This is a genomic window from Mesorhizobium sp. L103C105A0, assembly GCF_000502215.1.
Classification (GTDB): Bacteria; Pseudomonadota; Alphaproteobacteria; order Rhizobiales; family Rhizobiaceae; genus Mesorhizobium.
Genome location: NZ_AYXF01000003.1, coordinates 211,355 through 231,851, shown reverse-complemented (window position 1 = coordinate 231,851; position 20,497 = coordinate 211,355). Strand labels below are relative to the sequence as shown.

Annotated in this window: 20 protein-coding genes; 13 read left to right on the top strand and 7 right to left on the bottom strand. The window is 62.8% G+C overall.

Translation table 11 applies throughout. The features are described from left to right. Nucleotides 1-43: 43 nt before the first annotated feature. Nucleotides 44-547 carry a histidine phosphatase family protein gene (locus X727_RS152990; RefSeq protein WP_023693370.1) on the bottom strand — a complete coding sequence of 168 codons (504 nt, stop codon included), beginning with the start codon at nucleotides 545-547 and terminating at the stop codon, nucleotides 44-46. 69 nt (nucleotides 548-616) lie between these two features. Here X727_RS152990 and X727_RS152995 point away from each other — a divergent pair, with 69 nt between their 5' ends. Together X727_RS152995 and dksA are read left to right on the top strand one after the other, a co-directional pair. Next, a complete protein-coding gene (locus X727_RS152995) occupies nucleotides 617-796 on the top strand; it encodes a hypothetical protein (RefSeq protein ID WP_023706174.1) in 180 nt (59 codons plus the stop codon). Between the two features lie 5 nt (nucleotides 797-801). Beyond that, complete coding sequence (gene dksA, locus X727_RS153000; protein ID WP_023673491.1) at nucleotides 802-1,218, top strand: RNA polymerase-binding protein DksA; 417 nt, start codon at nucleotides 802-804, stop codon at nucleotides 1,216-1,218. A gap of 174 nt (nucleotides 1,219-1,392) precedes the next feature. On the opposite strand, the gene X727_RS153005 is transcribed toward dksA, so the two are convergent. Then, nucleotides 1,393-2,109: a flagellar biosynthetic protein FliO gene (locus X727_RS153005; protein WP_023834140.1), complete on the bottom strand. Its 717-nt coding sequence runs from the start codon at nucleotides 2,107-2,109 to the stop codon at nucleotides 1,393-1,395. A gap of 205 nt (nucleotides 2,110-2,314) precedes the next feature. Here X727_RS153005 and X727_RS153010 point away from each other — a divergent pair, with 205 nt between their 5' ends. Then, nucleotides 2,315-4,885 carry a PAS domain-containing sensor histidine kinase gene (locus tag X727_RS153010; RefSeq protein WP_023707485.1) on the top strand — a complete coding sequence of 857 codons (2,571 nt, stop codon included), beginning with the start codon at nucleotides 2,315-2,317 and terminating at the stop codon, nucleotides 4,883-4,885. Between the two features lie 84 nt (nucleotides 4,886-4,969). Beyond that, nucleotides 4,970-5,680, top strand: coding sequence for a DeoD-type purine-nucleoside phosphorylase (locus tag X727_RS153015; protein WP_023712397.1), 711 nt, complete (start codon nucleotides 4,970-4,972; stop codon nucleotides 5,678-5,680). A 5-nt stretch (nucleotides 5,681-5,685) separates the two neighbouring features. Here X727_RS153015 and X727_RS153020 read toward each other — a convergent pair whose 3' ends face one another. Further along, a complete protein-coding gene (locus tag X727_RS153020; RefSeq protein WP_023746147.1) occupies nucleotides 5,686-5,988 on the bottom strand; it encodes a ribbon-helix-helix domain-containing protein in 303 nt (100 codons plus the stop codon). A 220-nt stretch (nucleotides 5,989-6,208) separates the two neighbouring features. Here X727_RS153020 and X727_RS153025 point away from each other — a divergent pair, with 220 nt between their 5' ends. The 3 genes from X727_RS153025 to X727_RS153035 all read left to right on the top strand — a co-directional run bounded on the left by X727_RS153025 (nucleotide 6,209) and on the right by X727_RS153035 (nucleotide 8,833). Then, nucleotides 6,209-6,604, top strand: a complete 396-nt coding sequence (locus X727_RS153025; protein ID WP_023684616.1) for a VOC family protein — start codon at nucleotides 6,209-6,211, stop codon at nucleotides 6,602-6,604. Nucleotides 6,605-6,685: 81 nt separating this feature from the next. Further along, a complete protein-coding gene (locus X727_RS153030) occupies nucleotides 6,686-7,210 on the top strand; it encodes a twin-arginine translocation pathway signal (protein ID WP_023696497.1) in 525 nt (174 codons plus the stop codon). 51 nt (nucleotides 7,211-7,261) lie between these two features. Continuing rightward, on the top strand, nucleotides 7,262-8,833 hold the full coding sequence (locus tag X727_RS153035; protein ID WP_023670928.1) for a GMC family oxidoreductase: 1,572 nt from the start codon (nucleotides 7,262-7,264) through the stop codon (nucleotides 8,831-8,833). A gap of 62 nt (nucleotides 8,834-8,895) precedes the next feature. Here X727_RS153035 and X727_RS153040 read toward each other — a convergent pair whose 3' ends face one another. Together X727_RS153040 and X727_RS153045 are read right to left on the bottom strand one after the other, a co-directional pair. Beyond that, nucleotides 8,896-10,809: a PhoX family phosphatase gene (locus X727_RS153040; RefSeq protein ID WP_023746148.1), complete on the bottom strand. Its 1,914-nt coding sequence runs from the start codon at nucleotides 10,807-10,809 to the stop codon at nucleotides 8,896-8,898. 117 nt (nucleotides 10,810-10,926) lie between these two features. Beyond that, nucleotides 10,927-11,322, bottom strand: coding sequence for a hypothetical protein (locus X727_RS153045; protein ID WP_023746149.1), 396 nt, complete (start codon nucleotides 11,320-11,322; stop codon nucleotides 10,927-10,929). Between the two features lie 314 nt (nucleotides 11,323-11,636). On the opposite strand from X727_RS153045, the gene urtA reads away from it, so the two are divergent. The 6 genes from urtA to X727_RS1000000166340 all read left to right on the top strand — a co-directional run bounded on the left by urtA (nucleotide 11,637) and on the right by X727_RS1000000166340 (nucleotide 18,131). Beyond that, a complete protein-coding gene (gene urtA, locus X727_RS153050; RefSeq protein ID WP_023684621.1) occupies nucleotides 11,637-12,947 on the top strand; it encodes an urea ABC transporter substrate-binding protein in 1,311 nt (436 codons plus the stop codon). A 114-nt stretch (nucleotides 12,948-13,061) separates the two neighbouring features. Continuing rightward, nucleotides 13,062-14,678, top strand: coding sequence for an urea ABC transporter permease subunit UrtB (gene urtB, locus X727_RS153055; RefSeq protein ID WP_023746151.1), 1,617 nt, complete (start codon nucleotides 13,062-13,064; stop codon nucleotides 14,676-14,678). Further along, nucleotides 14,675-15,907: an urea ABC transporter permease subunit UrtC gene (gene urtC / locus X727_RS153060; RefSeq protein ID WP_023746152.1), complete on the top strand. Its 1,233-nt coding sequence runs from the start codon at nucleotides 14,675-14,677 to the stop codon at nucleotides 15,905-15,907. Before urtB ends, urtC begins: the two co-directional genes overlap by 4 nt. Before the next feature lie 4 nt (nucleotides 15,908-15,911). Next, nucleotides 15,912-16,658 carry an urea ABC transporter ATP-binding protein UrtD gene (gene urtD, locus X727_RS153065; RefSeq protein ID WP_023684623.1) on the top strand — a complete coding sequence of 249 codons (747 nt, stop codon included), beginning with the start codon at nucleotides 15,912-15,914 and terminating at the stop codon, nucleotides 16,656-16,658. A gap of 69 nt (nucleotides 16,659-16,727) precedes the next feature. Then, nucleotides 16,728-17,423: an urea ABC transporter ATP-binding subunit UrtE gene (gene urtE / locus X727_RS153070; RefSeq protein ID WP_023670935.1), complete on the top strand. Its 696-nt coding sequence runs from the start codon at nucleotides 16,728-16,730 to the stop codon at nucleotides 17,421-17,423. A gap of 531 nt (nucleotides 17,424-17,954) precedes the next feature. After that, nucleotides 17,955-18,131 carry a hypothetical protein gene (locus X727_RS1000000166340; protein WP_023670936.1) on the top strand — a complete coding sequence of 59 codons (177 nt, stop codon included), beginning with the start codon at nucleotides 17,955-17,957 and terminating at the stop codon, nucleotides 18,129-18,131. Between the two features lie 92 nt (nucleotides 18,132-18,223). Here the strand turns inward: X727_RS1000000166340 and X727_RS153075 are convergent, their stop codons facing one another. Both X727_RS153075 and X727_RS153080 read right to left on the bottom strand, forming a co-directional pair. Continuing rightward, nucleotides 18,224-19,369 carry a GGDEF domain-containing protein gene (locus tag X727_RS153075; protein WP_023670937.1) on the bottom strand — a complete coding sequence of 382 codons (1,146 nt, stop codon included), beginning with the start codon at nucleotides 19,367-19,369 and terminating at the stop codon, nucleotides 18,224-18,226. 315 nt (nucleotides 19,370-19,684) lie between these two features. Then, nucleotides 19,685-20,488, bottom strand: a complete 804-nt coding sequence (locus tag X727_RS153080) for a DUF72 domain-containing protein (RefSeq protein ID WP_023834139.1) — start codon at nucleotides 20,486-20,488, stop codon at nucleotides 19,685-19,687. Nucleotides 20,489-20,497: the final 9 nt, after the last annotated feature.

Here is a 20,497-nt window from a genome sequence, read left to right as displayed (position 1 = left end):
GCGGTTCAAGTTTGAAATGGCGCCCGGCCTCGGCCGGCTCGGCTCAGAGATCGACGGGCGTCAGGAAGGCTTCGAGGTAGCCCGCGCCTTGCGCAGCCTCGGTGAGGGTGCCGTCGAAGCGCACGACCGCAAGGCCGGAGGTCGGGAAACCATGGTTCATGATGGCCCGAGCAGCCTCGTCGCCGTCGCCCGAGACCGCCATGGCAAGGTCTTCCGTCATCGGATTGTGGCCGATGACCAGCAGCGAGCCGGGCCCGCCATTGCTGCGGATGATGGCGAGGTAGCCGGCGGCATCCTCGCTGTAGAGCGTGTCGAAGAACAGCACCCGGCCGGTATCGGTGTGGCCGGCGATGCCTTCCAGCGTCTGGCGCGCCCGCTTGGCGTTGGAGCAGAGCGTGATATCGGGGATGTAGTTGCGGGCACGCATCGCCGTCCCCATCATTTCGGCATCGGCAATGCCGGATGCGTCGAGCGGGCGATCGAAGTCGCGCACGCCGGGCAGGGCCCAGCCAGCCTTCGCATGCCTCAACAGATACAGTCTGCTCACCGGACCCCCAATGGTGTGCTGCCCACCAATGACACAACTGGATTAGCCACGAGAAAGGCCTGAGGCACAATGGGCGGCGACGCCCAAGCGCAGCGAATCATGTGCGAATTCGCCCGCGCCCTTCCTATGGAAGGCTTTGCTGAGGATCGCCCGCGCGGCATTAACAATTGCGTGAAACGCGCGCGGATTACGCTTGTGCAGCCTTCTCTGCGCGAATATATAGGCGCCAAATTTGGGGTTGTTGGGTGAGTCGAATGAACGATATCGTTACAGCCAATTACGTACCCTCCGAAGACGAGCCGTTCATGAACGAACGGCAGAAATCCTACTTTCGCCTGAAGCTCGTCACCTGGAAGACCGACATACTGCGCGAAGCGCGCGAAACCCTCGAAATCCTGCAGCAGGAAAACGCCAACCATCCCGATCTCGCCGATCGCGCTTCCTCGGAAACCGACCGCGCCATCGAGCTTCGGGCCCGCGACCGCCAGCGCAAGCTCATTTCAAAGATCGATTCGGCGCTGCAGCGCATTGATGAAGGCACATACGGCTATTGCGAGGAAACCGGCGAGCCGATCGCGCTGAAGCGGCTGGATGCGCGTCCGATCGCGACCTTGTCGATCGAAGCGCAGGAGCGCCACGAACGCCGCGAGAAGGTCTATCGCGACGATTGAGCCGCTGCCGTCAGGCAGGACTGTTTCATCAGAAATGGCCGGGTTTCCCGGCCATTTCTGTTTTGGCCGAAGGGTTTAGTCCGCCCCCAAGTTAAAGCGCGTCGCGTTGAAACGGACGAGACGCTTAAGCGGCGTTCGATCGGGAATCGGCAAGATGTGACGGTTCGCCGGGCTTTATCGTTTCTGGCTGGCGAGTTCGCCGAGCAGCTTGGTCATCTCGTCGTCGAGAGACTGCGGTGCCTTCGCAGCCGGCTTGCTTGCCGGTTTGGGGTGCGAATCGTCGAGCGAGACCTCGAGTTCCCGCATCAGCGTATCGTCGATAGACTCATGCTTCGGTGGCGGGGCCTGCCGGGCAGTATTGGCGGCGGAGCCATAGGCCGGCAGCGGTGTCACATTGCTCGCCTGGTAGATTTGAGCCGGTTTCGGCGCCGGTGCGGCCTGGCGCGGCGGAACGGCGGCTGGAGCAGCCCTTACCGGTTGCGGCGGTGGCGCCTGCCTTGCGGGCGCGGTGGGAGCGGGTTGTGCTGCGCGCGGCCGCGGCGCCTGTTGCTGCTGGCCAACACCGCCATCGCCGGTCAATGCCGGACGGCGTGGCGCTGCAAGTCTGATATCGCGCTCGACGACAACGTCGGTCGGGCCGCCGATCAAAAGCAGGTGTTCGATGTCGTCGCGACGGATGAGCACCAGCCGGCGGTGGCTGTCGACCGCCGTGGCGTCCATGACCGCCAGCCGTGTCTTGCGGTTCCTGCCGCCGGCAACGAAGGTGCCGAAGGTCAGGTTGCGGATCAGCCTGATGATGATGAGCACGATGACCAGCAGGACAAGGGCAGCAAACGTCCACAGCAGCGCTGCGGCATATCCGGGACCCGCCACATTATCCAGCCACTGCATCGGTGCCCCCAATCGGCTTTTGAAGTGGAGGGACACTAGACCGTTGCGGCCAGCCACCGCAAGTTGCCTTCACGCTTCGTGAACAGCTTGAAAACACCGACGCGTCATTTTTATCCGACATTTGCCGCCAGGGCCTTTTCCGGATTAGGAGAATGTGATTCAACCGGCCGGGGGCGGTGTCGGACAACTCACGAGCAGGGGGCATATGGCCAGGGAAACGCGCGGCGATTTCTATCCGGTACCGATCGTCGATCAGAACACGCGGCCAGGCGCGGTTACCCGGCTCATCGTGTTCATCATCGTCCTGACTGGGGCCGCGATCGTTTTCGGCATTTTCCGCGAGCGTCTTGGCGATCCGTTCCTGCTCGGCATGCTGGGCGTGCTTGCCATGATCGGCGTCGGCTTCCTGTTCGCCACGGCCATCGGCTTCGTGCAGATCGCGCCGCGTTCGACCGGGGACGAACTGTCGAAGGCCTTCGTCGATTCGATGTCGCAGGGCCTGATCGTCACCGACACCAAGGGCCGCGTCGTCTACGCCAACCGGGCCTACGCCGAGATGACCGGTGCCGCGTCGGCCGCCGATCTGAAGACGGTCGAAGGCCTGCTTTCCGATGTCCCCGAAGCTTCGGTGACCATATACCGGCTGGCCTCGGGCTTGCGCGATGGCCAGGCCGGCGACGGTGAGTTCCGGCTGGCACAGTCGATCCGGCCGGGCGCCGAACCCGGCGCGCGCTGGTACCGGGCGCGGGCCCGGACCTTCAGCGTTCCCGGTCAGCGCCTGCCGATGCTTGCCTGGCAGCTTGCCGATATCTCGCAGGAACGGGCCGAGCAGGAGCGTTTCTTCCTCGACTTGCAGAAGGCCATCGACCATCTCGACCATGCGCCGGCCGGTTTCTTCTCGGCCGACCAGGAAGGCCGTGTCACCTACATCAACGCCACGCTCGCCGAATGGCTGGGCATCGATCTGGCGAGCTTCACCCCTGGCGCCGTGACACTCCCGGAAATCGTCGCCGGCGACGGCATGGCGCTGGTGCGCTCGGTCAAGGCCGATCCCGGCACCACCCGCAACGCCGTCATCGATCTCGATCTGACGACGACAACCGGCGAGGCGGTGCCGGTGCGCTTCATGCATCGGGTCTCGGCCAGCCGAGAGGGGACCAACGGTCCGACCCGCACCATTGTGCTCAACCGCACCCAGGGCGAGGACGCATCGGCCGACCTTCGTGCTTCGGAAGTGCGCTTCACCCGTTTCTTCAATTCGACGCCGATGGCCATTGCTGCCGTCGACAATGGCGGCCGCATCCTGCGCACCAACGCGCCGTTCCTGTCGCTGTTTTCCTCCGTCGTCGACGGCGACGCGGTTGACCGCCGCGTGCGGCTGGACACCGTGATCCATGAGCGCGACCGGCCGGCCTTTGCCGCCGCCTTCGAGAAGGCGCGGCTGAGGCAGGCCGACATCGAGCCGATCGACACGCTGCTGCCCGGCAATGAGGAGCGTCACATCCGCTTCTACGTCAACGCCGTCGCCGACGGCACCGGCGAGGGCGCCGACGAATCGGCCATCGTCTATGCCGTCGAGACCACCGAGCAGAAGGCGCTCGAGGGCCAGATGGCGCAGAGCCAGAAGATGCAGGCTGTCGGACAGCTTGCCGGCGGCATCGCCCACGACTTCAACAATGTGCTGACCGCCATCATCATGGCGTCGGATCTTTTGCTGACCAATCACCGTCCGTCGGACCCATCCTTCCCCGACATCATGAACATCAAGCAGAATGCCAACCGGGCGGCCTCGCTGGTGCGGCAGTTGCTCGCCTTCTCGCGCAAGCAGACTTTGCGGCCGGAAGTGCTGAACCTGACCGACGTGCTTGCCGATCTCCGGATGCTGCTTGCCCGCCTGGTCGGCAACGAGATCAAGCTGAAGGTCGACCACGGCCGCGATTTGTGGCCGGTCAAGGTCGATATCGGCCAGTTCGAGCAGGTGGTGGTCAACCTCGCCGTCAACGCGCGCGACGCCATGCCGGCCGGCGGCGACCTCACCGTGCGCACCCGCAACGTCACCGCCGAACAATGCAAGAGCTTCTCCTACCGCGAGCTCACGCCTGCCGACTATGTCGTGGTCGAGGTCGAGGATAGCGGCTCGGGCATTGCCCCGGACGTGCTGAAGAAGATTTTTGAGCCGTTCTTCACCACCAAGGAAGTCGGCAAAGGCACCGGCCTTGGCCTGTCGATGGTCTATGGCATCATCAAGCAGACCGGCGGTTTCATCTTCTGCGATTCCGAAGTCGGCAAGGGCTCGACCTTCCGCATCTTCTTGCCGCGCCATATCGTGGAGGCGAAGAAGCCCGGCGACGTCAGCGAGGCGCCGGCTGCGCCGGTGAAAGCCGCCGACAGCGCCAAGGACCTGTCGGGCTCGGCCACTGTGCTCCTCGTCGAGGACGAAGACGCCGTGCGCATGGGCGGCTCGCGGGCGCTGACCTCGCGCGGCTATACCGTCCATGAGGCCTCCTCGGGCGTCGAGGCGCTGGAAGTCTTCGAAGCGCTCGGCGGCAAGGTCGATATCGTCGTGTCCGACGTGGTGATGCCGGAAATGGACGGACCGACGCTGCTCGGCGAACTGCGCAAGCGCCAGCCCGACATCAAGTTCGTCTTCGTGTCCGGCTATGCCGAAGACGCTTTCGCCAGAAACCTGCCGCCGGACGCGCAATTCGGCTTCCTGCCGAAGCCGTTCTCCCTCAAGCAGCTGGCCACCGTGGTCAAGGATGTGTTGGAGTCTTAGGGCGCCCTAATTCAAAGCTTGCGCAATGACGTGACGCTGCCATGATTGCAGGCGAAACGGGCGGCGGGTATTGGGGAGCATGTCGTGACGCCGCACAACGAGGCTGCCAGGGGCGACTATGCCGCAACGGTGCTGTTACCGGGCGATCCGCAACGCGCCGAGTGGATGGCAAAGACATTTCTTGAGGCACCGCGCTGCGTCAACCGCCGCCGGGGCGCACTCGGCTTCACTGGTCTCTATCGCGGCCGTCCCATCAGCATCCAGGCCACCGGCATCGGTGTCCCGTCCTTCCTGGTCTATGTGCATGAACTCCTGGATGTTCACGGCGTCAAAACGCTGATCCGCACAGGTACCTGCGGCGGCCTGACACCCCGCGTGCCGCTGCGCTCCTTGGTGATCTCGCAGTCGGTGCGCGCCGAAAGCGACCAAAGCGGCCAGGTCTTCGGCCTCTACGATGCTGCCGCCGGGCCCGATCCCGGCCTGTTCGCCCACGCTTTGGCCTGCGCCGCCCAGCTCGGCATCGACCACCAGGCCGGGCTGACCATCTGCAGCGACGTCTTCTACCACCCTGTAGGGCGCGACCGCTTTGCCGAAGCGCAGGCGCTTGGCGCTCTCGCTGTCGATATGGAAACCAGCGCACTCTACCGAATCGCGGCGCATTTCGGCGCCCGCGCGCTGTCGCTGCTGACCGTCGTCGACAACATCGTGACCGGCGAACAGACTGCCTATTCCGAACGTCAGGCGCTGTTCACCGATATGGCGCGGCTCGGGCTCGACGTTGCGGCGGAAGGCTAGCTTCCTCAGGCCGCTTCGCGCTTCGGCGTCAGCTCATCCATGTCTGGCCGGTGACCGCGCAGATAGAGCGCGCAGGTGGTACGCAGCATCGACGCGAAGTTGGGAATGGCGCCGTTGATCTCGATCGCCTCGTCATAGAGTTTTGAGATGAACTTCGGCGTCGTCAGGCCCTGGCTGTCGGCAATTTCGTCAAGCAGCGCCCAGAACGTTCCTTCAAGCTGGATACTCGTAGAGTAACCATCGATGCGGATCGACCGGTTGATCTGTCGATAGCCTTCCGGATCCTGCCCGGCAAAAACCCTGCACATCCTTACCTCCCGATATTGTTGGTTTTGGGCGCAGCGTGTCGCGCCTTCAAGTTGTGGTTGTCCCTGCATGTTCGGCCTTGTGGGCCGAATCGGCAATCGGACTTTCGTCTTTAGGCGCAGGCATAGCAGCGATTGCAAATTTAGCCGTGGTAACCGGCTGCCACCACCTTTCGCGCGTGCCGCCCATAATCGCCTCCAACATGCAGCGGCGGAGACTGATTTGGCGAAGGCAATCCATTCCATGATCCGGGTTCTCCAAGAGGCCAGATCCGTCGATTTCTACAGAAACGCTTTCGGGCTCGACGTCGCCGACAGGCTGGATTTCGAGACATTCACGCTGATTTACCTTGCCAACGCCGAAACGGGGTTCGAGCTCGAACTCACCGTGAACAAGGGCCGCACCGAGCCTTATGGGCTTGGCGACGGTTACGGCCATCTGGCGGTCTCGGTGTCCGATCTCGACAGCGAACACGACCGGATCGGCGCGCTCGGCCTCAACCCCAAGAAGATCGTCGAATTCAACCGCGACGGATCGCTGATCGCCCGCTTTTTCTTCATCGAGGACCCCGACGGCTACAAGATCGAGGTTCTGCAGCGTGGAGGGCGCTTCCAGTAGGGGATTATCGGCCGCATTCAGCCGCGCGACGCCAGCAACGGCGCTGTTCAAGGGCGCAAACAGCAAGCAGGGAGGAACAAAATGGTCACGATCTATGACGCGAGGCTCTCACGTCGTGAACTTCTCAAACGCGGCGGCATCGGCGCGTTGCTCGTCATTTCCGGCAGCGCCGTCATCAGCCCTGAAAATGCCTGGGGGCTCGAGACATCGGCGCTCAAGCCCGAAACCATGGCGACGCTGATCCAGATGGCGCGCGACATCTATCCGCACGATCAGGTGCCCGACAAATACTACGCCATCGCGGTAAAAGGCCATGACGAGCAGGCCGGCAAGGACGCTGCCTACAAGATGATGATCGAAGACGGCATCGCCGACCTCGACAAGAAGTCGGGCGAGGGCGGCTATCGCGGCCTCGGCTGGGAGGAGCAGCGCGTCGCCGTGCTGCAGCAGATCGAGGCGACGCCGTTCTTCCAGTCCATCCGCGGCGGCCTCGTAGTCAGCCTCTACAACCAGCAGGAGGTGTGGCCGATCTTCGGCTACGAGGGCGAATCCTACTCCAAGGGCGGCTACATCGCGCGCGGTTTCGACGACATAGAGTGGCTCTGAGCCCTTCCGTCGTTCTGAAACCCGGCAAACAGGAATTCATGGGAGGAAACCATGGCAGCTTCATTTGATCTCAACAACGATGGCGTGGTCGTGATCATCGGCTCCGGCGCCGGCGGCGGCACGCTCGGCAACGAACTCGCCCAGAAAGGCGTCGATGTCGTCATCCTCGAGGCCGGCGCGCGCCACGAATACGAGGATTTCATCAATGATGAGTGGGGTTCCTTCAGCCAACTCGCCTGGACGGACAAGCGCACGACGTCCGGCGACTGGCGGGTGTCGAAGGATTTCCCCAATTTGCCGGCCTGGATAGTCAAATCGGTCGGCGGCTCGACCACGCACTGGGCCGGCGCCTCGCTGCGCTTCCAGGAGCATGAGTTCAAGACGCTCTCGACCTACGGCAAGCTGGAAGGCGCCAACCTGCTGGACTGGCCGGTCACATTGGCCGAGATGGAGCCGTACTACGCCAAGGCGGAAGCCAAGATGGGCGTCACCGGCACCAATGGCTGGCCGCGGCTGCCCGGCAACAACAACTTCAAGGTGCTCAAGGCCGGCGCCGACAAGCTCGGCTACAAGGAATGTCATACCGGCAACATGGCAATCAATTCGGTCGAGCGCGACGACCGCAACTCCTGCCAACAGACCGGCTTCTGCTTCCAGGGCTGCAAATGGGGCGCCAAATGGTCGACGCTCTATACCGAGATCCCCAAGGGCGAGGCCTCCGGCCATCTCGAAGTCCGGCCGAATGCCATGGCGATCAAGATCAACCACGACGCCTCAGGCAAGGTGACCGGCGTCGTCTATGCCGACAAGGACGGCAAGCTGCAGGAACAGAAGGCCCGCATTGTCGCCGTCGCCGGCAACTCGATCGAAAGCCCGCGCCTGCTGCTAAACTCCGAGTCAGCGAAGTTTCCGCAAGGGCTTGCCAATTCGTCGGGGCAGGTCGGCAAGAACTACATGCGCCACACCACCGGTTCGGTCTACGCCATCTTCGACCAACCGGTGCACATGTATCGCGGCACCACCATGGCCGGCATTATCCGCGACGAGGCGCGGCACGATCCCTCACGCGGCTTTGTCGGCGGCTATGAATTCGAGACGCTGTCGCTCGGCTTGCCCTTCATGGCCGCCTTCCTCAACCCTGGCGGCTGGGGCCGTTCATTCACCACCGCGCTCGACCACTATGATCACATGGCTGGCCTGTGGATCGTCGGCGAGGACATGCCGCGCGCGGAAAACCGCATCACGCTGCACAAGGACGAGAAGGACGCGCACGGTATGCCGATCGCCGACGTGCATTTCGATGATCATCCCAACGACACGGCGATGCGCAACCATGCCTACAAGCAGGCCACAGCGCTTTACGATGCGGTCGGCGCGACGCGCTCCTTCCCGACGCCGCCCTATCCCTCAACCCACAATCTCGGCACAAACCGGATGAGCGAAAAGGCGGAAGACGGCGTCGTCAACAAGCACGGCCAGGCGCACGACATCAAAAACCTGTTCGTGTCGGACGGCAGCCAGTTCACCACCGGTGCGGCTGAAAATCCGACGCTGACGATCGTGTCGCTGGCTATCCGCCAGGCCGAATACATCGCTTCGCAAATGTCGGCCAAGACGATCTGAGCCGTCCTCCCGGATCGCTACGCGGAACGCGCATGGCGCGTTCCGCCCTTTTCCCTAGGACACTATGCGCCGACCGGCTGTCCGTCCTTGCGGCGGATGGCGACGACGGACGGCCGCGGCAATTGGCCATCCCTGAAGTCGGGCCACAGCGTCTGCGCCTTGTCGAGCGTCTCTGCATCTTCCGCAGGGTGCTGCACCGACAGGAACAAAGTCGAGCCGTCCGGCGTGAAGCACGGGCCGGTCGCTTCGGCGCCGTGCGGGCAGGTGAACAGCAGCTTCGGCAGGCCGCGCGCCGCACCTTCGGTGTCGACGCCATAGACGCCGTCCGGCAGGTCGAAATCATTGGCGCCGTCCGTCGCCACCCACAGCCGCCCGGCCGGATCGAAGGTGATGTTGTCGGGGCAGACGAACCAGCCATTGTCCGACGTATCCGGATGGAAGGTGGCGCCGACCTTGGCATCCCTGGGATTGCCGCAGAGCACGAACAGGTCCCAGGCATAGTTTTCGGCCGTGTGGTCGGCGTCCGCGCCGCGGCCGCCGGGCGGGATCAGTTCGACAATATGGCCCCAGAGATTTTCCGGCCGCGTGTTGGCCGGATTGACCTTTGACTGGTCGCGCTTCTTGTTCTTGGTCATCACCGCATAGACGCGGCCGGTCACCGGATTGGTCTCGATGTCCTCGGGCCGGTCCATCGGCGTGGCGCCGAGCGCATCTGCCGCAAACCGCGTCTTCAACAGCACCTCGGCCTGGTCGGCAAAACCGTTCTCGACGGTAAGCTTGCCCTGGCCGTGCACCAACGGCAGCCACGTCATCGAGCCATCGGCATCGAAGCGGGCGACCGACAGCACGCCATCGTCGAGCAGATCGGCGCCGGAGGCCGGGTTGGCCTTGTCATAGGCCTTGGCCGAGACGAAGCGGTACATATATTCGAAATAGTCGTCGTCACCCATATAGACGACAACGCGGCCGTCCTTGTTGAGGACCACGGTCGAGGCCTCATGCGACATGCGGCCAAGTGCCGTGCGCTTCACCGGCCTGGACTGAGGATCGTAAGGGTCGATCTCGACCACCCAGTCGAAGCGGTTGGCCTCGTTCGGTTCCTTGTCGAGGTTGAAGCGGTCATGGAAGCGGCCGCGGCCATAGATGTCGGAGCCGTCGAAGCCGTAACGGTCGAGCAGGTCGGCAGTCGGCGCCTTTTTCGGGTCGCCGCCGAAAATGTCGGACACGCCTTCCTCGCAGGTCAGCACCGTACCCCAGGGGGTGAAACCGCCGCTGCAGTTGTAGCTGGTGCCGAGCACTTTGGTGCCAGTCGCGTCGGCCGAGGTCTTCATCAGCGCATGGCCGGCAACCGGTCCGGAAACGGTCATTTCGGTGTTGGCGGTGATGCGGCGGTTCAGCGGACTGTCGGCTACGGTTTCCCACTTGCCGTCCTTCAATTGCACCTCGACGATCGAATGGCCCATCGCGGCCATGCCGAGATCGACCTGTTCCTTGGTCATCGTCTTGCCGGCATCGCCCTCGGTCATCCCCGGAAACATCACATTGGGCGAGATGTATTCGTTGTTGACGCAGAGCAGGCCATGATCAGAATTCACCGTGCCCTTCGGCAGCGGCATGAAGGCGATGTAGTCGCAATTGTAGCCGAAGCGCTTTTCCTGTTCCTCCGCCGCGACCTTGTTGCCGTCGAATTCGGCGAGGCCAGCTGCAAGCGGATCGCCCCAGCGCGCGACGATGGTCGTCTCATAGCCTTCGGCGGCGGCATGGGTCTTGTCGTAGACCCGCTTCAGCTCGGGAAAGCCGAGCGTCGACTGCGCTGCGGCGGCATGCGTTTCGCCGGCAAACAAGGAGCCGACAAAGCTGCCGCCGGCAATCAGCGCGCCGGAGGCGAGGCTGCCTTTCAAAAGAGACCGGCGCGAGACGCGCTCGGCAATGATTTCGCGGATGACGGGGGAGGATGAAGACGGTGTATTGGCCATGGTGTCTGCCTCTCAGGGTGGATGTTACGGCGCACCGTTGCCCTAGTCTGCTTAGGCAACATTCACATGACATAGGAGGAAGGTTTTGCCGCAACTGGGCGCGGCACTACGCATCGCTCAGCCCTTGGTGCAGGTCGAGGCGGTGAAGGCGCCGTCGGGCTGCTTCAGAATGATGTCGAATGACGGGGCGGTCTCGCCGTCCAGTGTTGCCTGTGTCATGGAGACGGAGTTGCCACCGGTGGTATAGCCGCCCAGCGGCCCGAGCCAGGTTATCTCGCCATTGGCATTCATCTGATAGTTGTAGCCTTGCGTCCCGGTGCCGAATGTCACCGGGCCGGTATAGACATTGCCCTTGATGGTGATGTCGCCGAGGTTGAGGAAGGCGCCGAGCAGGTAGACCTCGCAATGATAGGTGCCGTCCGGAAGCTTGCCCTCGCTGAAATCGGCGCGCGCGGCGCCGCTCGTTGCCATCAGCAGCAGGATGCAGGAAATGCGTGAGATGCGAGATGTCATGACGTCTCTCTTTTGAAGGGCGAGCTTGCCCTATTTTTGCGCGGTGCCGCAACATTGTTCGCCCGGAAACCACGGCCGGAGATCAAAAACTAGGCATTTGTCTCAATTGGGCGAAAATTAGGCAAAAGTCGTGTGCGCTGCGCAAATTTGCCTCAATCAATTTTTACCGGCTGCCTTTGTTGTTTCTCCAGGCTAATATACCAACCGGCTGATAACGCTCGGCTATTCCATCTTTATGAGCGGCGCCTTCGCGTTTGGCACGGCAGTTGCTTTGCATTGTCGCGGTGCAATCAAACAGCTTGGGAGTCTTCGGTATGAGGGGTAATTTCTCCACAATAACAAAAATGTTTTCGGCGGGCGTGATCGCCGCCGGCCTGTCGATGTCGTCTCCGGCCAAGGCCGCCGAAGACACGATCAAGGTCGGCATTCTGCATTCGCTGTCGGGGACCATGGCGATTTCGGAGACGACGCTGAAAGACGCCATGCTGATGCTCATCGAAGAGCAGAATGCCAAGGGCGGTCTGCTCGGCAAGAAGCTCGAGGCGGTCGTTGTCGATCCGGCCTCCAACTGGCCGCTCTTCGCCGAAAAGGCGCGCGAGCTGATCTCGAAGGACAAGGTCGCCGCCGTGTTCGGCTGCTGGACCTCGGTGTCGCGCAAATCGGTGTTGCCGGTGTTCTCGGAACTCGACAACATCCTGTTCTACCCCGTCCAGTATGAGGGCGAGGAAAGCGAGCGCAACGTGTTCTACACCGGCGCCGCCCCGAACCAGCAGGCGATTCCTGCCGTCGATTATCTCATGAGCGAGGACGGTGGCTCGGTGAAGCGCTGGGTGCTGGAAGGCACCGACTACGTCTATCCCCGAACCACCAACAAAATCCTCGAGGCCTATCTGAAGGCCAAGGGCGTCGCCGCCGAAGACATCATGGTCAACTACACGCCGTTCGGCTTCTCCGACTGGCAGACCGAAGTCTCCGCAATCAAGAAATTCGGCTCGGCCGGCAAGAAGACCGCCGTCGTCTCGACCGTCAATGGCGACGCCAACGTTCCGTTCTACAAGGAACTCGGCAACCAGGGCATCAAGGCCGAGGACATCCCGGTCATGGCCTTTTCGGTCGGTGAGGAAGAACTGGCCGGTCTCGATACCGCGCCGCTGGTCGGCCATCTCGCTGCCTGGAACTATTTCGAGAGCGTCGACACACCCGAAAACAAGAAGTTCATCGCCGACTGGCACAAGTTCATCAAGAATGACAAGCGCACCACCAACGACCCGATGGAAGCTCACTATATCGGCTTCAACATGTGGGTGAAGGCGGTCGAAAAGGCTGGCACTACCGATCCCGACAAGGTCATCGACGCCATGGTCGGCGTGTCCGTGCCGAACCTCACCGGCGGCTATTCGACCATGATGCCGAACCATCACATCACCAAGCCGGTGCTGATCGGCGAGATCCAGGCCGACGGCCAGTTCGAGACCGTGTCGCAGACGCCCGGCCTCGTGATGGGCGACGAATGGTCCGACTATCTGCCCGATTCCAAGGACCTGATTTCGGATTGGCGCGCGCCTCTGTCCTGCGGCAACTTCAACGTTGCCACCGGCAAATGCGGCGGCAAGGGCACGAACTGATCCCTCCCGGGACTGACCGATCGTGGACGCGTCCACGATCGGTACCGCCAAGCGTCCGGGCGCTTCAGCCCGCCCGGACGCCAAATTCCACCCTCTCGGAAAGTATCTGAACGGATGATCCTGTCGCGCACTCTCGGCCTCATGCTGGTGTTCCTGGTGGCAAGTCTTTTGCCGTCGAACGCAGCCGAAGCCGATCTGCGCGCCATCGTCGCCAAATTCGCCACCGGCACCGGCTTTTCCGCCACGGAGGCCGTGGTGCGCGAGCTTGCCGCCACCGGCGATCCGCTGGTCGAACGACCGCTTGCCGCGCTTGCCGAGGGCAACCTCTACATCCGCAAAGCCGATTCCATGGTTTTCGTCGGCGCTGAGGCCGGCGACAGCGTCACCCTGCTCGACCCGCTGAGCGGCGAGAAAGCCGGCGATGCCGCCAAGGCCGACATCACGAAGATCAAGGTCAACAACACGCTGCGCCGCGTCATCCGCGATGCGCTGGGAACGCTGACGTTGCGCGCGAAAGATCCTTCTGTTCGCATCGCCGCCGCCGACACCATGTTCAAGACCCCCGATGCCGCCAATATCGAGCCGCTCGATGCAGCCATTGCCGCCGAGACCGACGCCAAGGTCAAGGCATTGTTCGAACAGGCGCGCGCGGCATCGGTGCTGGTCTCCGACAAGCCGGAGGCCGACAAGCTTGCCGCCATTGCCCTGATCGGCGCGCGCGGCGACCGCGACGCGGTCTCGCTGCTCACCGCGGTCGAGGCCAATGCGCAAGGCGCGGTCAAGGATGCCGCGACGGCGGCAATCGCCAGCATCAATTCGAGCCTGGCGCTGTGGGATGCCGGCCAGAACATATGGTACGGCATCTCGCTTGGCTCGGTGCTGCTGCTGGCCGCCATCGGCCTCGCCATCACCTTCGGCGTCATGGGCGTCATCAACATGGCGCATGGCGAGATGGTGATGCTCGGCGCCTACACCACCTTCGTCGTCCAGCAGGTGATCCGAACCTCATTCCCCGGCCTGTTCGACTGGTCGCTGGTGATCGCGCTGCCGCTCGCCTTCCTGGTTGCCGCTTCCGTCGGCCTGATCATCGAGCGCGGCGTCATCCGTTTCCTCTACGGCCGGCCGCTGGAAACGCTGCTCGCAACCTGGGGCGTCTCGCTTGTCATGCAGCAGGCGGTGCGCTCGATCTTCGGACCGACCAACCAGGAGGTCGGCAACCCCTCCTGGATGTCGGGATCGTTCGATGTCGGCCAACTCGCCGTCACCTGGAACCGCCTCTGGATCCTGGTCTTCGCGCTCACCGTCTTCGGCGTGCTGCTCTTTGTTATGAAGCGCACGCCCTGGGGCCTGCAGATGCGCGCCGTCACCGCCAACCGCCGCATGGCCGCCTCGATGGGCATCAGGACGCCTTGGGTCGATGCGCTGACCTTTGCGCTCGGCTCCGGCATTGCCGGCATTGCCGGCGTCGCGCTCAGCCAGATCGACAATGTCTCGCCCAATCTCGGCCGCGGCTACATCATCGACAGCTTCATGGTCGTGGTCTTCGGCGGCGTCGGCAATCTCTGGGGCACGCTGGTCGGCGCCTTCTCGCTCGGCATCGTCAACAAGGTTCTCGAACCCTATGCTGGCGCGGTGCTCGGCAAGATCGTCGTACTGGTGCTGATCATCCTGTTCATCCAGAAGCGCCCGCGCGGCCTGTTCGCGCTCAAGGGCAGGGCGGTGGAAACATGATCACGGGACGCTTCTTCGCCGCGGGTGCCGACCGTCGCATCGCCATCACTATTTTCATCCTGCTGACGGCCGCCATTATCGTGCCGCTGCTCAACCTCGCAGTGTCGCCGCAAAGCGCGTTCTATATTCCGTCCTACATCGTCGCGTTGACGGGCAAGTACCTCTGCTATGCATTGCTTGCCTTGGCGCTCGATCTCGTCTGGGGCTATTGCGGCATCCTCTCGCTCGGCCATGGCGCCTTCTTCGCCCTCGGCGGCTATGCGATGGGCATGTACCTCATGCGCCAGATCGGCTCGCGCGGCGTTTACGGCAATCCGATCCTGCCCGATTTCATGGTGTTCCTGAACTACAAGGAATTGCCCTGGTTCTGGACCGGTTTCGACCACTTCTGGTTCGCCGCCATCATGGTGCTGGCGGTGCCCGGCCTGCTCGCCTTCGTCTTCGGCTGGTTCGCCTTCCGCAGCCGCGTCACCGGCGTCTATCTCTCCATCATCACCCAGGCGATGACCTACGCGCTGCTGCTCGCCTTCTTCCGCAACGACATGGGTTTCGGCGGCAACAACGGCTTGACCGATTTCAAGGATATTCTGGGCTTCAACGTGCAGGCCGACGCCACCCGCTCGGCCCTGTTTGCCGCCAGCGCCATCATACTCGCGCTCGCCGTCTTCATCACCTGGGCGATCGTCGGCTCCAAATACGGCAAGCTGCTGATGGCGGTGCGCGACGCCGAGAGCCGCACCCGCTTCCTCGGCTGGCGGGCGGAGAACGTGAAGCTGTTTGCCTTCAGCGTCTCGGCTGTCATGGCCGGCATCGCCGGCGCGCTCTATGTGCCGCAGGTCGGTATCATCAATCCCGGCGAATTCGAGCCGTCCAATTCCATCGAAGTCGTGATCTGGGCAGCCGTCGGTGGGCGCGGCACCATTGTCGGCCCGATCGTCGGCGCGCTGCTGGTCAACGCCGGCAAATCCTGGTTCACCGGCCTGCTGCCGGAGTTCTGGCTGTTTGCGCTCGGCGGCCTGTTCGTCGCCGTAACCCTGTTCCTGCCCAAGGGCATCGTCGGCATGTGGGATTCCTGGCGCGGTAACGCTCGGGCGATGCGGGCTGCAGCGATTGCAGAGGAAGCGGGCACAGACCCTGATGCCCCGCCGCCATCGAAGATCGTGCGCAGCGCAGCAACAACGCCCGGTGCCTGGTCCGCGTCCGGGCCCGAACCGCAGCCGGCGGAATAGAGCGATGTCGAAGTCCAACACCATCCTCTATCTCGACGGCGTCTCGGTCTCCTTCGACGGTTTCCGCGCCATCAACAATCTGTCGCTGGTGCTCGACAAGGGCGAGATGCGCGCCGTCATCGGTCCCAACGGCGCCGGCAAGACGACGATGATGGACATCGTCACCGGCAAGACCCGGCCCGACGAGGGCGAAGTGTTCTTCGACGGCCAGGTCGATCTGACCCGGCACGACGAGGCGGAGATCGCCATGATGGGCATCGGCCGCAAATTCCAGAAGCCGACCGTCTTCGAAAGCCACAGCGTCGAAGACAATCTGATGCTGGCGCTGAAGGGCCCGCGCTCGATCTTTCCGGCGCTGTTCCATCGCCGCTCGGCCGGCGAAGCCAGACAGATCGACGACATCCTCGGCATCATCCGGCTGGGCGACAAGCGCCACGATCTGGCAGCCAATCTCAGCCATGGCCAGAAACAGTGGCTGGAGATCGGCATGCTGCTGGCGCAGGACCCGAAGCTGCTTTTGGTTGACGAGCCGGTCGCAGGGATGACCGATGCCGAGACCGAGGAAACCGCGCGGCTGCTCAAGGACATAGCGCGCGAGCATTCGGTCATCGTCGTCGAGCACGACATGCATTTCGTGCGCGAACTCGGCGTCAAGGTCACCTGCCTGCATGAGGGCTCGGTGCTGTCGGAAGGCTCGCTCGATTTCGTCTCGGCCGACGAGCGGGTCGTCGAAGTTTATCTCGGGAGATGAGCATGGTCTGGCGGGTGCAATTCCATCGCTTCGACTTTTCGTTCCTCCGCTTCTGGAGAAGGCGCTGACATGCTCGAAGTTTCCAACGCCACGCTCCATTACGGCGCTGCTCAGGCGTTGCGCGGTGTGTCGCTGACGGCGGGTGCCGGCAAGATCACCTGCGTGCTCGGCCGCAACGGCGTCGGCAAGACCAGTTTGATGAGATCGATCGTCGGCCACCACCGGCTGACGAGCGGAAGCGTTGCCTTCGAGGGGAAGGCGCTCGACCGGAGCGCGGCGTATGATCGCGCCCGGTCGGGCATCGCATTCGTACCGCAGGGCAGGGAGATCTTTCCGCTGCTGACGGTGCGCGAAAACCTGGAGTCCGGCTTTGCGCCCTTGAAGCGCGCCGACCGCAACGTGCCGGCGCATGTCTTCGAACTGTTTCCGGTGCTGAAGCAGATGGTGGGGCGCCGCGGCGGCGATCTCTCAGGCGGCCAGCAGCAGCAGCTCGCCATCGGCCGGGCGCTCGTCATGCGGCCGAAACTGCTGGTGCTCGACGAGCCGACCGAAGGCATCCAGCCCTCGATCATCAAGGACATCGGCCGCGCCATCCGCTATCTGCGCGACCAGGCCGGTATCGCCGTTCTGCTGGTCGAGCAATATCTGGATTTCTGCCGCGAGCTCGCTGACGAGGTCAACATCATGGACCGCGGCCAGATCGTCCACACCGGCCCGGCCGAAGATCTCGACCGGGCGGACGTCAGGAAGTTTCTGACGGTTTAACGCAGGTCGACGGCTGCACGGATCGTACACGTCGAAGATTGGCTGAAATGCCCACAATCACTTCGTCATTCTAGGGCGGAGCCAAGGAGCGGAGCGACGCGCGCAGACCCCAGAATCCATGCCGCGACATCAGCCAAAGAGTGCCGCGATGCAGAACAAGATCGCTTCTGCGGCACATTGGCCATTCCACATTCTGCACCGTTAATGACGCTTCTTCGTCCCGGCATGGATCCCTGGGTCTTCGCTCCGCTTCGCGTCGCTACGCCCAAGGATGATGAAGTCGCGAAGGTCCGCGCCCGTTGCGTCGGACTTTCGTCCGAGGTCGCCACCTCTGGCACGCCGAATACTGCATGCTAGTCTTTCCTAGGCCTCGGTGAGTCGGCCGCTTCCGTATCAGTCTGGTTCTGTAGCAGATCGAGGGAATATGCTGGCTCAGCCTGCAAGTTCCACGCAAGCAAGCCACCCTAGCTTCCCTCGCAGTTCTGATTGTCGGTCAATGCGTTCAGATAATCTTGCCAGGAGAATAGGGCTATGGAACGGTTCGTCGAGGACCACCAGAAACGACGGCTGACAGAGCGTGTCGACATCATCACCGCCATCAACATTCTGCGCTCGCAAGGCTACCAGCAGGATGAGCTGATCGGCGAAATCACCAAGGTTTTCTACGTCGACCTCGACACTTACAACGAGATCGTCATAGCGGCCTAAAAGCGCGTCGCGCCTGAACGGCCTCATGCGACGCGCTTTGGAGTGTTGTTTTACGTGTGGTGAGGTTCAGGCCGGCTGAATATCAGCCCAGCCTACCCGGCGCGCCGGAAGGCGAGCACACGGTTGCGGCCGCCGCGCTTGGCGCCGTAAAGCGCCTTGTCGGCGGCGCTGAGCACCTTGTCGAATTTGGTGCCGCCCTCGCTGCCGAAGGCGTAGCCGGCGCTGACCGTGCAGGAGAGCAGGCGGGTCTCGGTATCGATCCGGCGCATGGCAAAACTGGCCCGGATGCGCTCGGCTATGAATTCCACCTTTTCAGGCAAGGTGCGATCGAGCACCAATGCAAATTCCTCTCCGCCCATGCGCGCGGCGACATCGCCTGGCTGGAGATTGGCGGTCAAATCCTTGGCGAATAGTTTCAGCACCTCGTCGCCGGTGGCATGGCCGAACTCGTCATTTATGGCCTTGAAGCCGTCGAGATCGAACACGATCACGGCGGTGAAGGACCGGACCGGTGTTTTGCCGTGCAGGTCGAACAAAGCGCGCCGGTTGAGCAGTCCGGTCAGCGGATCGGTCAGCGCTTCGCGGCGATGATGCTGCGCCAGGCGTCCCTGGTTGAGCGCCAGCGAGAGCGCGCCGATGCCGGTCATGCAGGCGATGACGACGATGAGGCTGAAATCCTCGGCCCAGTTGCTCGGCGCATGGCCAAGCACCAGCCTGCCATCCCAGACAAGTGCACCGGAGCACAGCACGAAGGAAATTGCGGTGGCGGTGTAGAGCCCTGCAATGCCGAGGATCGGGGCCGGGAATTCCGTACGACCCTTCCAGTATTCATAGGCCGTCGCAAACAAAAGCAGCGCGGCGAAGGCATTCTCCAGCATGAAGCCCAGCCCGTCATAGCCAAGCGCCATCGGCGGCAAGGCGACTGCCAGCGAGACGCCGGCGCCGACAGCGATGCGCGGCAATGGCGAGCGGCCGGTCGTGAACTGATGGGCCGCGCCCAGCATGGTCGCGAAGCCGAGCAGCAGGAACGTGAAGCTGGCGAGGCCGAGCAGGCGTCCGGGCGCGTCGATATAGGCCTGGTAGGCGAAGACGTCGGCGACGATCAGAAGCACGCTGACCGCCCAGGTCAGCAGGAATTTTTCCGAGCGCGCGGTAAGCCAAATGCCGAACAGCGTCAGGCCGAGGCAAGCGGCGGAAAACCCGACAGCCAACAGAAGGGAACTGTAGTCGAGCGACATGCCCTCGTCCTTGCGCGCGGCGGCCGGCCTCTAGAAAGGACCCGCACCGGATTTATGCAGGATGGAGGTATCGATAAGGTTACGATGCGCATAAGCTATCACGCTTCGGTTCATCGTAGCAATTCTGGGTTGAAACCCTTTTCAAGGGAAAGCGCTGACCGCTTTCCCGGGAAAACCGTTCCACACTTTTCCTGGAATTGCTCCTAATGCATGTCGCCCAGAAGTGTGCCGCGGTTCTGGGACAACGGCATGCATCAAGACAAAGACTTAAATCGCGTCGTATGAATCCGTTTCAGCGCGACGCGCTTTAACCGATCAGCTCACCCGCTTCATCAGCGCCATGGCGCCGAACGGCGCGCGCACCTTGCCCTCGGTGATGAAGTAGACGAACACATCGCGCGGTTTCACCGGCGCGTCGAAAGTCGGATCGGCGCGCCGCAGATCGGCCGGCTGCTTGCCTTGCGCCCAGGTCTTCACCCGCGCTGCCCATTCGTCCAGGCCATTCGGCGTATAGCAATCCGGATTGTCGTCGCTGCCGGTCTGCAGCCGCGCATAGATAAAATCGCCGGTGATGTCGGCGATACCAGGATATTTGGCATGGTCGGCATAGACGATTGCCGCCTTGTATTTGCGCGCCAGGCCCACAAATTCCGGCACGCTGAAACTGTCGTTGCGCACTTCCAGCGCATGGCGCAGCGCCACGCCATCCTGCTTTTCCGGCAGCAGCTTCAGGAAGGCCTCGAAATCGTCGGCGTCGAACTTTTTCGTCGGCGCGAACTGCCACAGGATCGGGCCCAGCTTGTCGCCCAGCGCGGCAACGCCGGAGCCGAGGAAGCGCGTCATGGACTCGCCGGCTTCGCCAAGCACGCGGCGGTTGGTGACGAAGCGATTGCCCTTCAGCGAATAGACGAAACCGTCCGGCGCCTCGCTCGCCCATTTGACGAAGGTCGGCTCCTTGAAGCTGGAATAGTAGGTGCCGTTGACCTCGATGCTCGGTACCTGGCGGGTGGCGTAACTCAGCTGTTTGGCCTTGGAAAGCTTGTCCGGGTAGAAGGACGTATCCCAGGGTTCGAAAGTCCAGCCGCCCATCCCGGCGCGGATTGTTCCTTGGCTGATCATCGTCTTCCT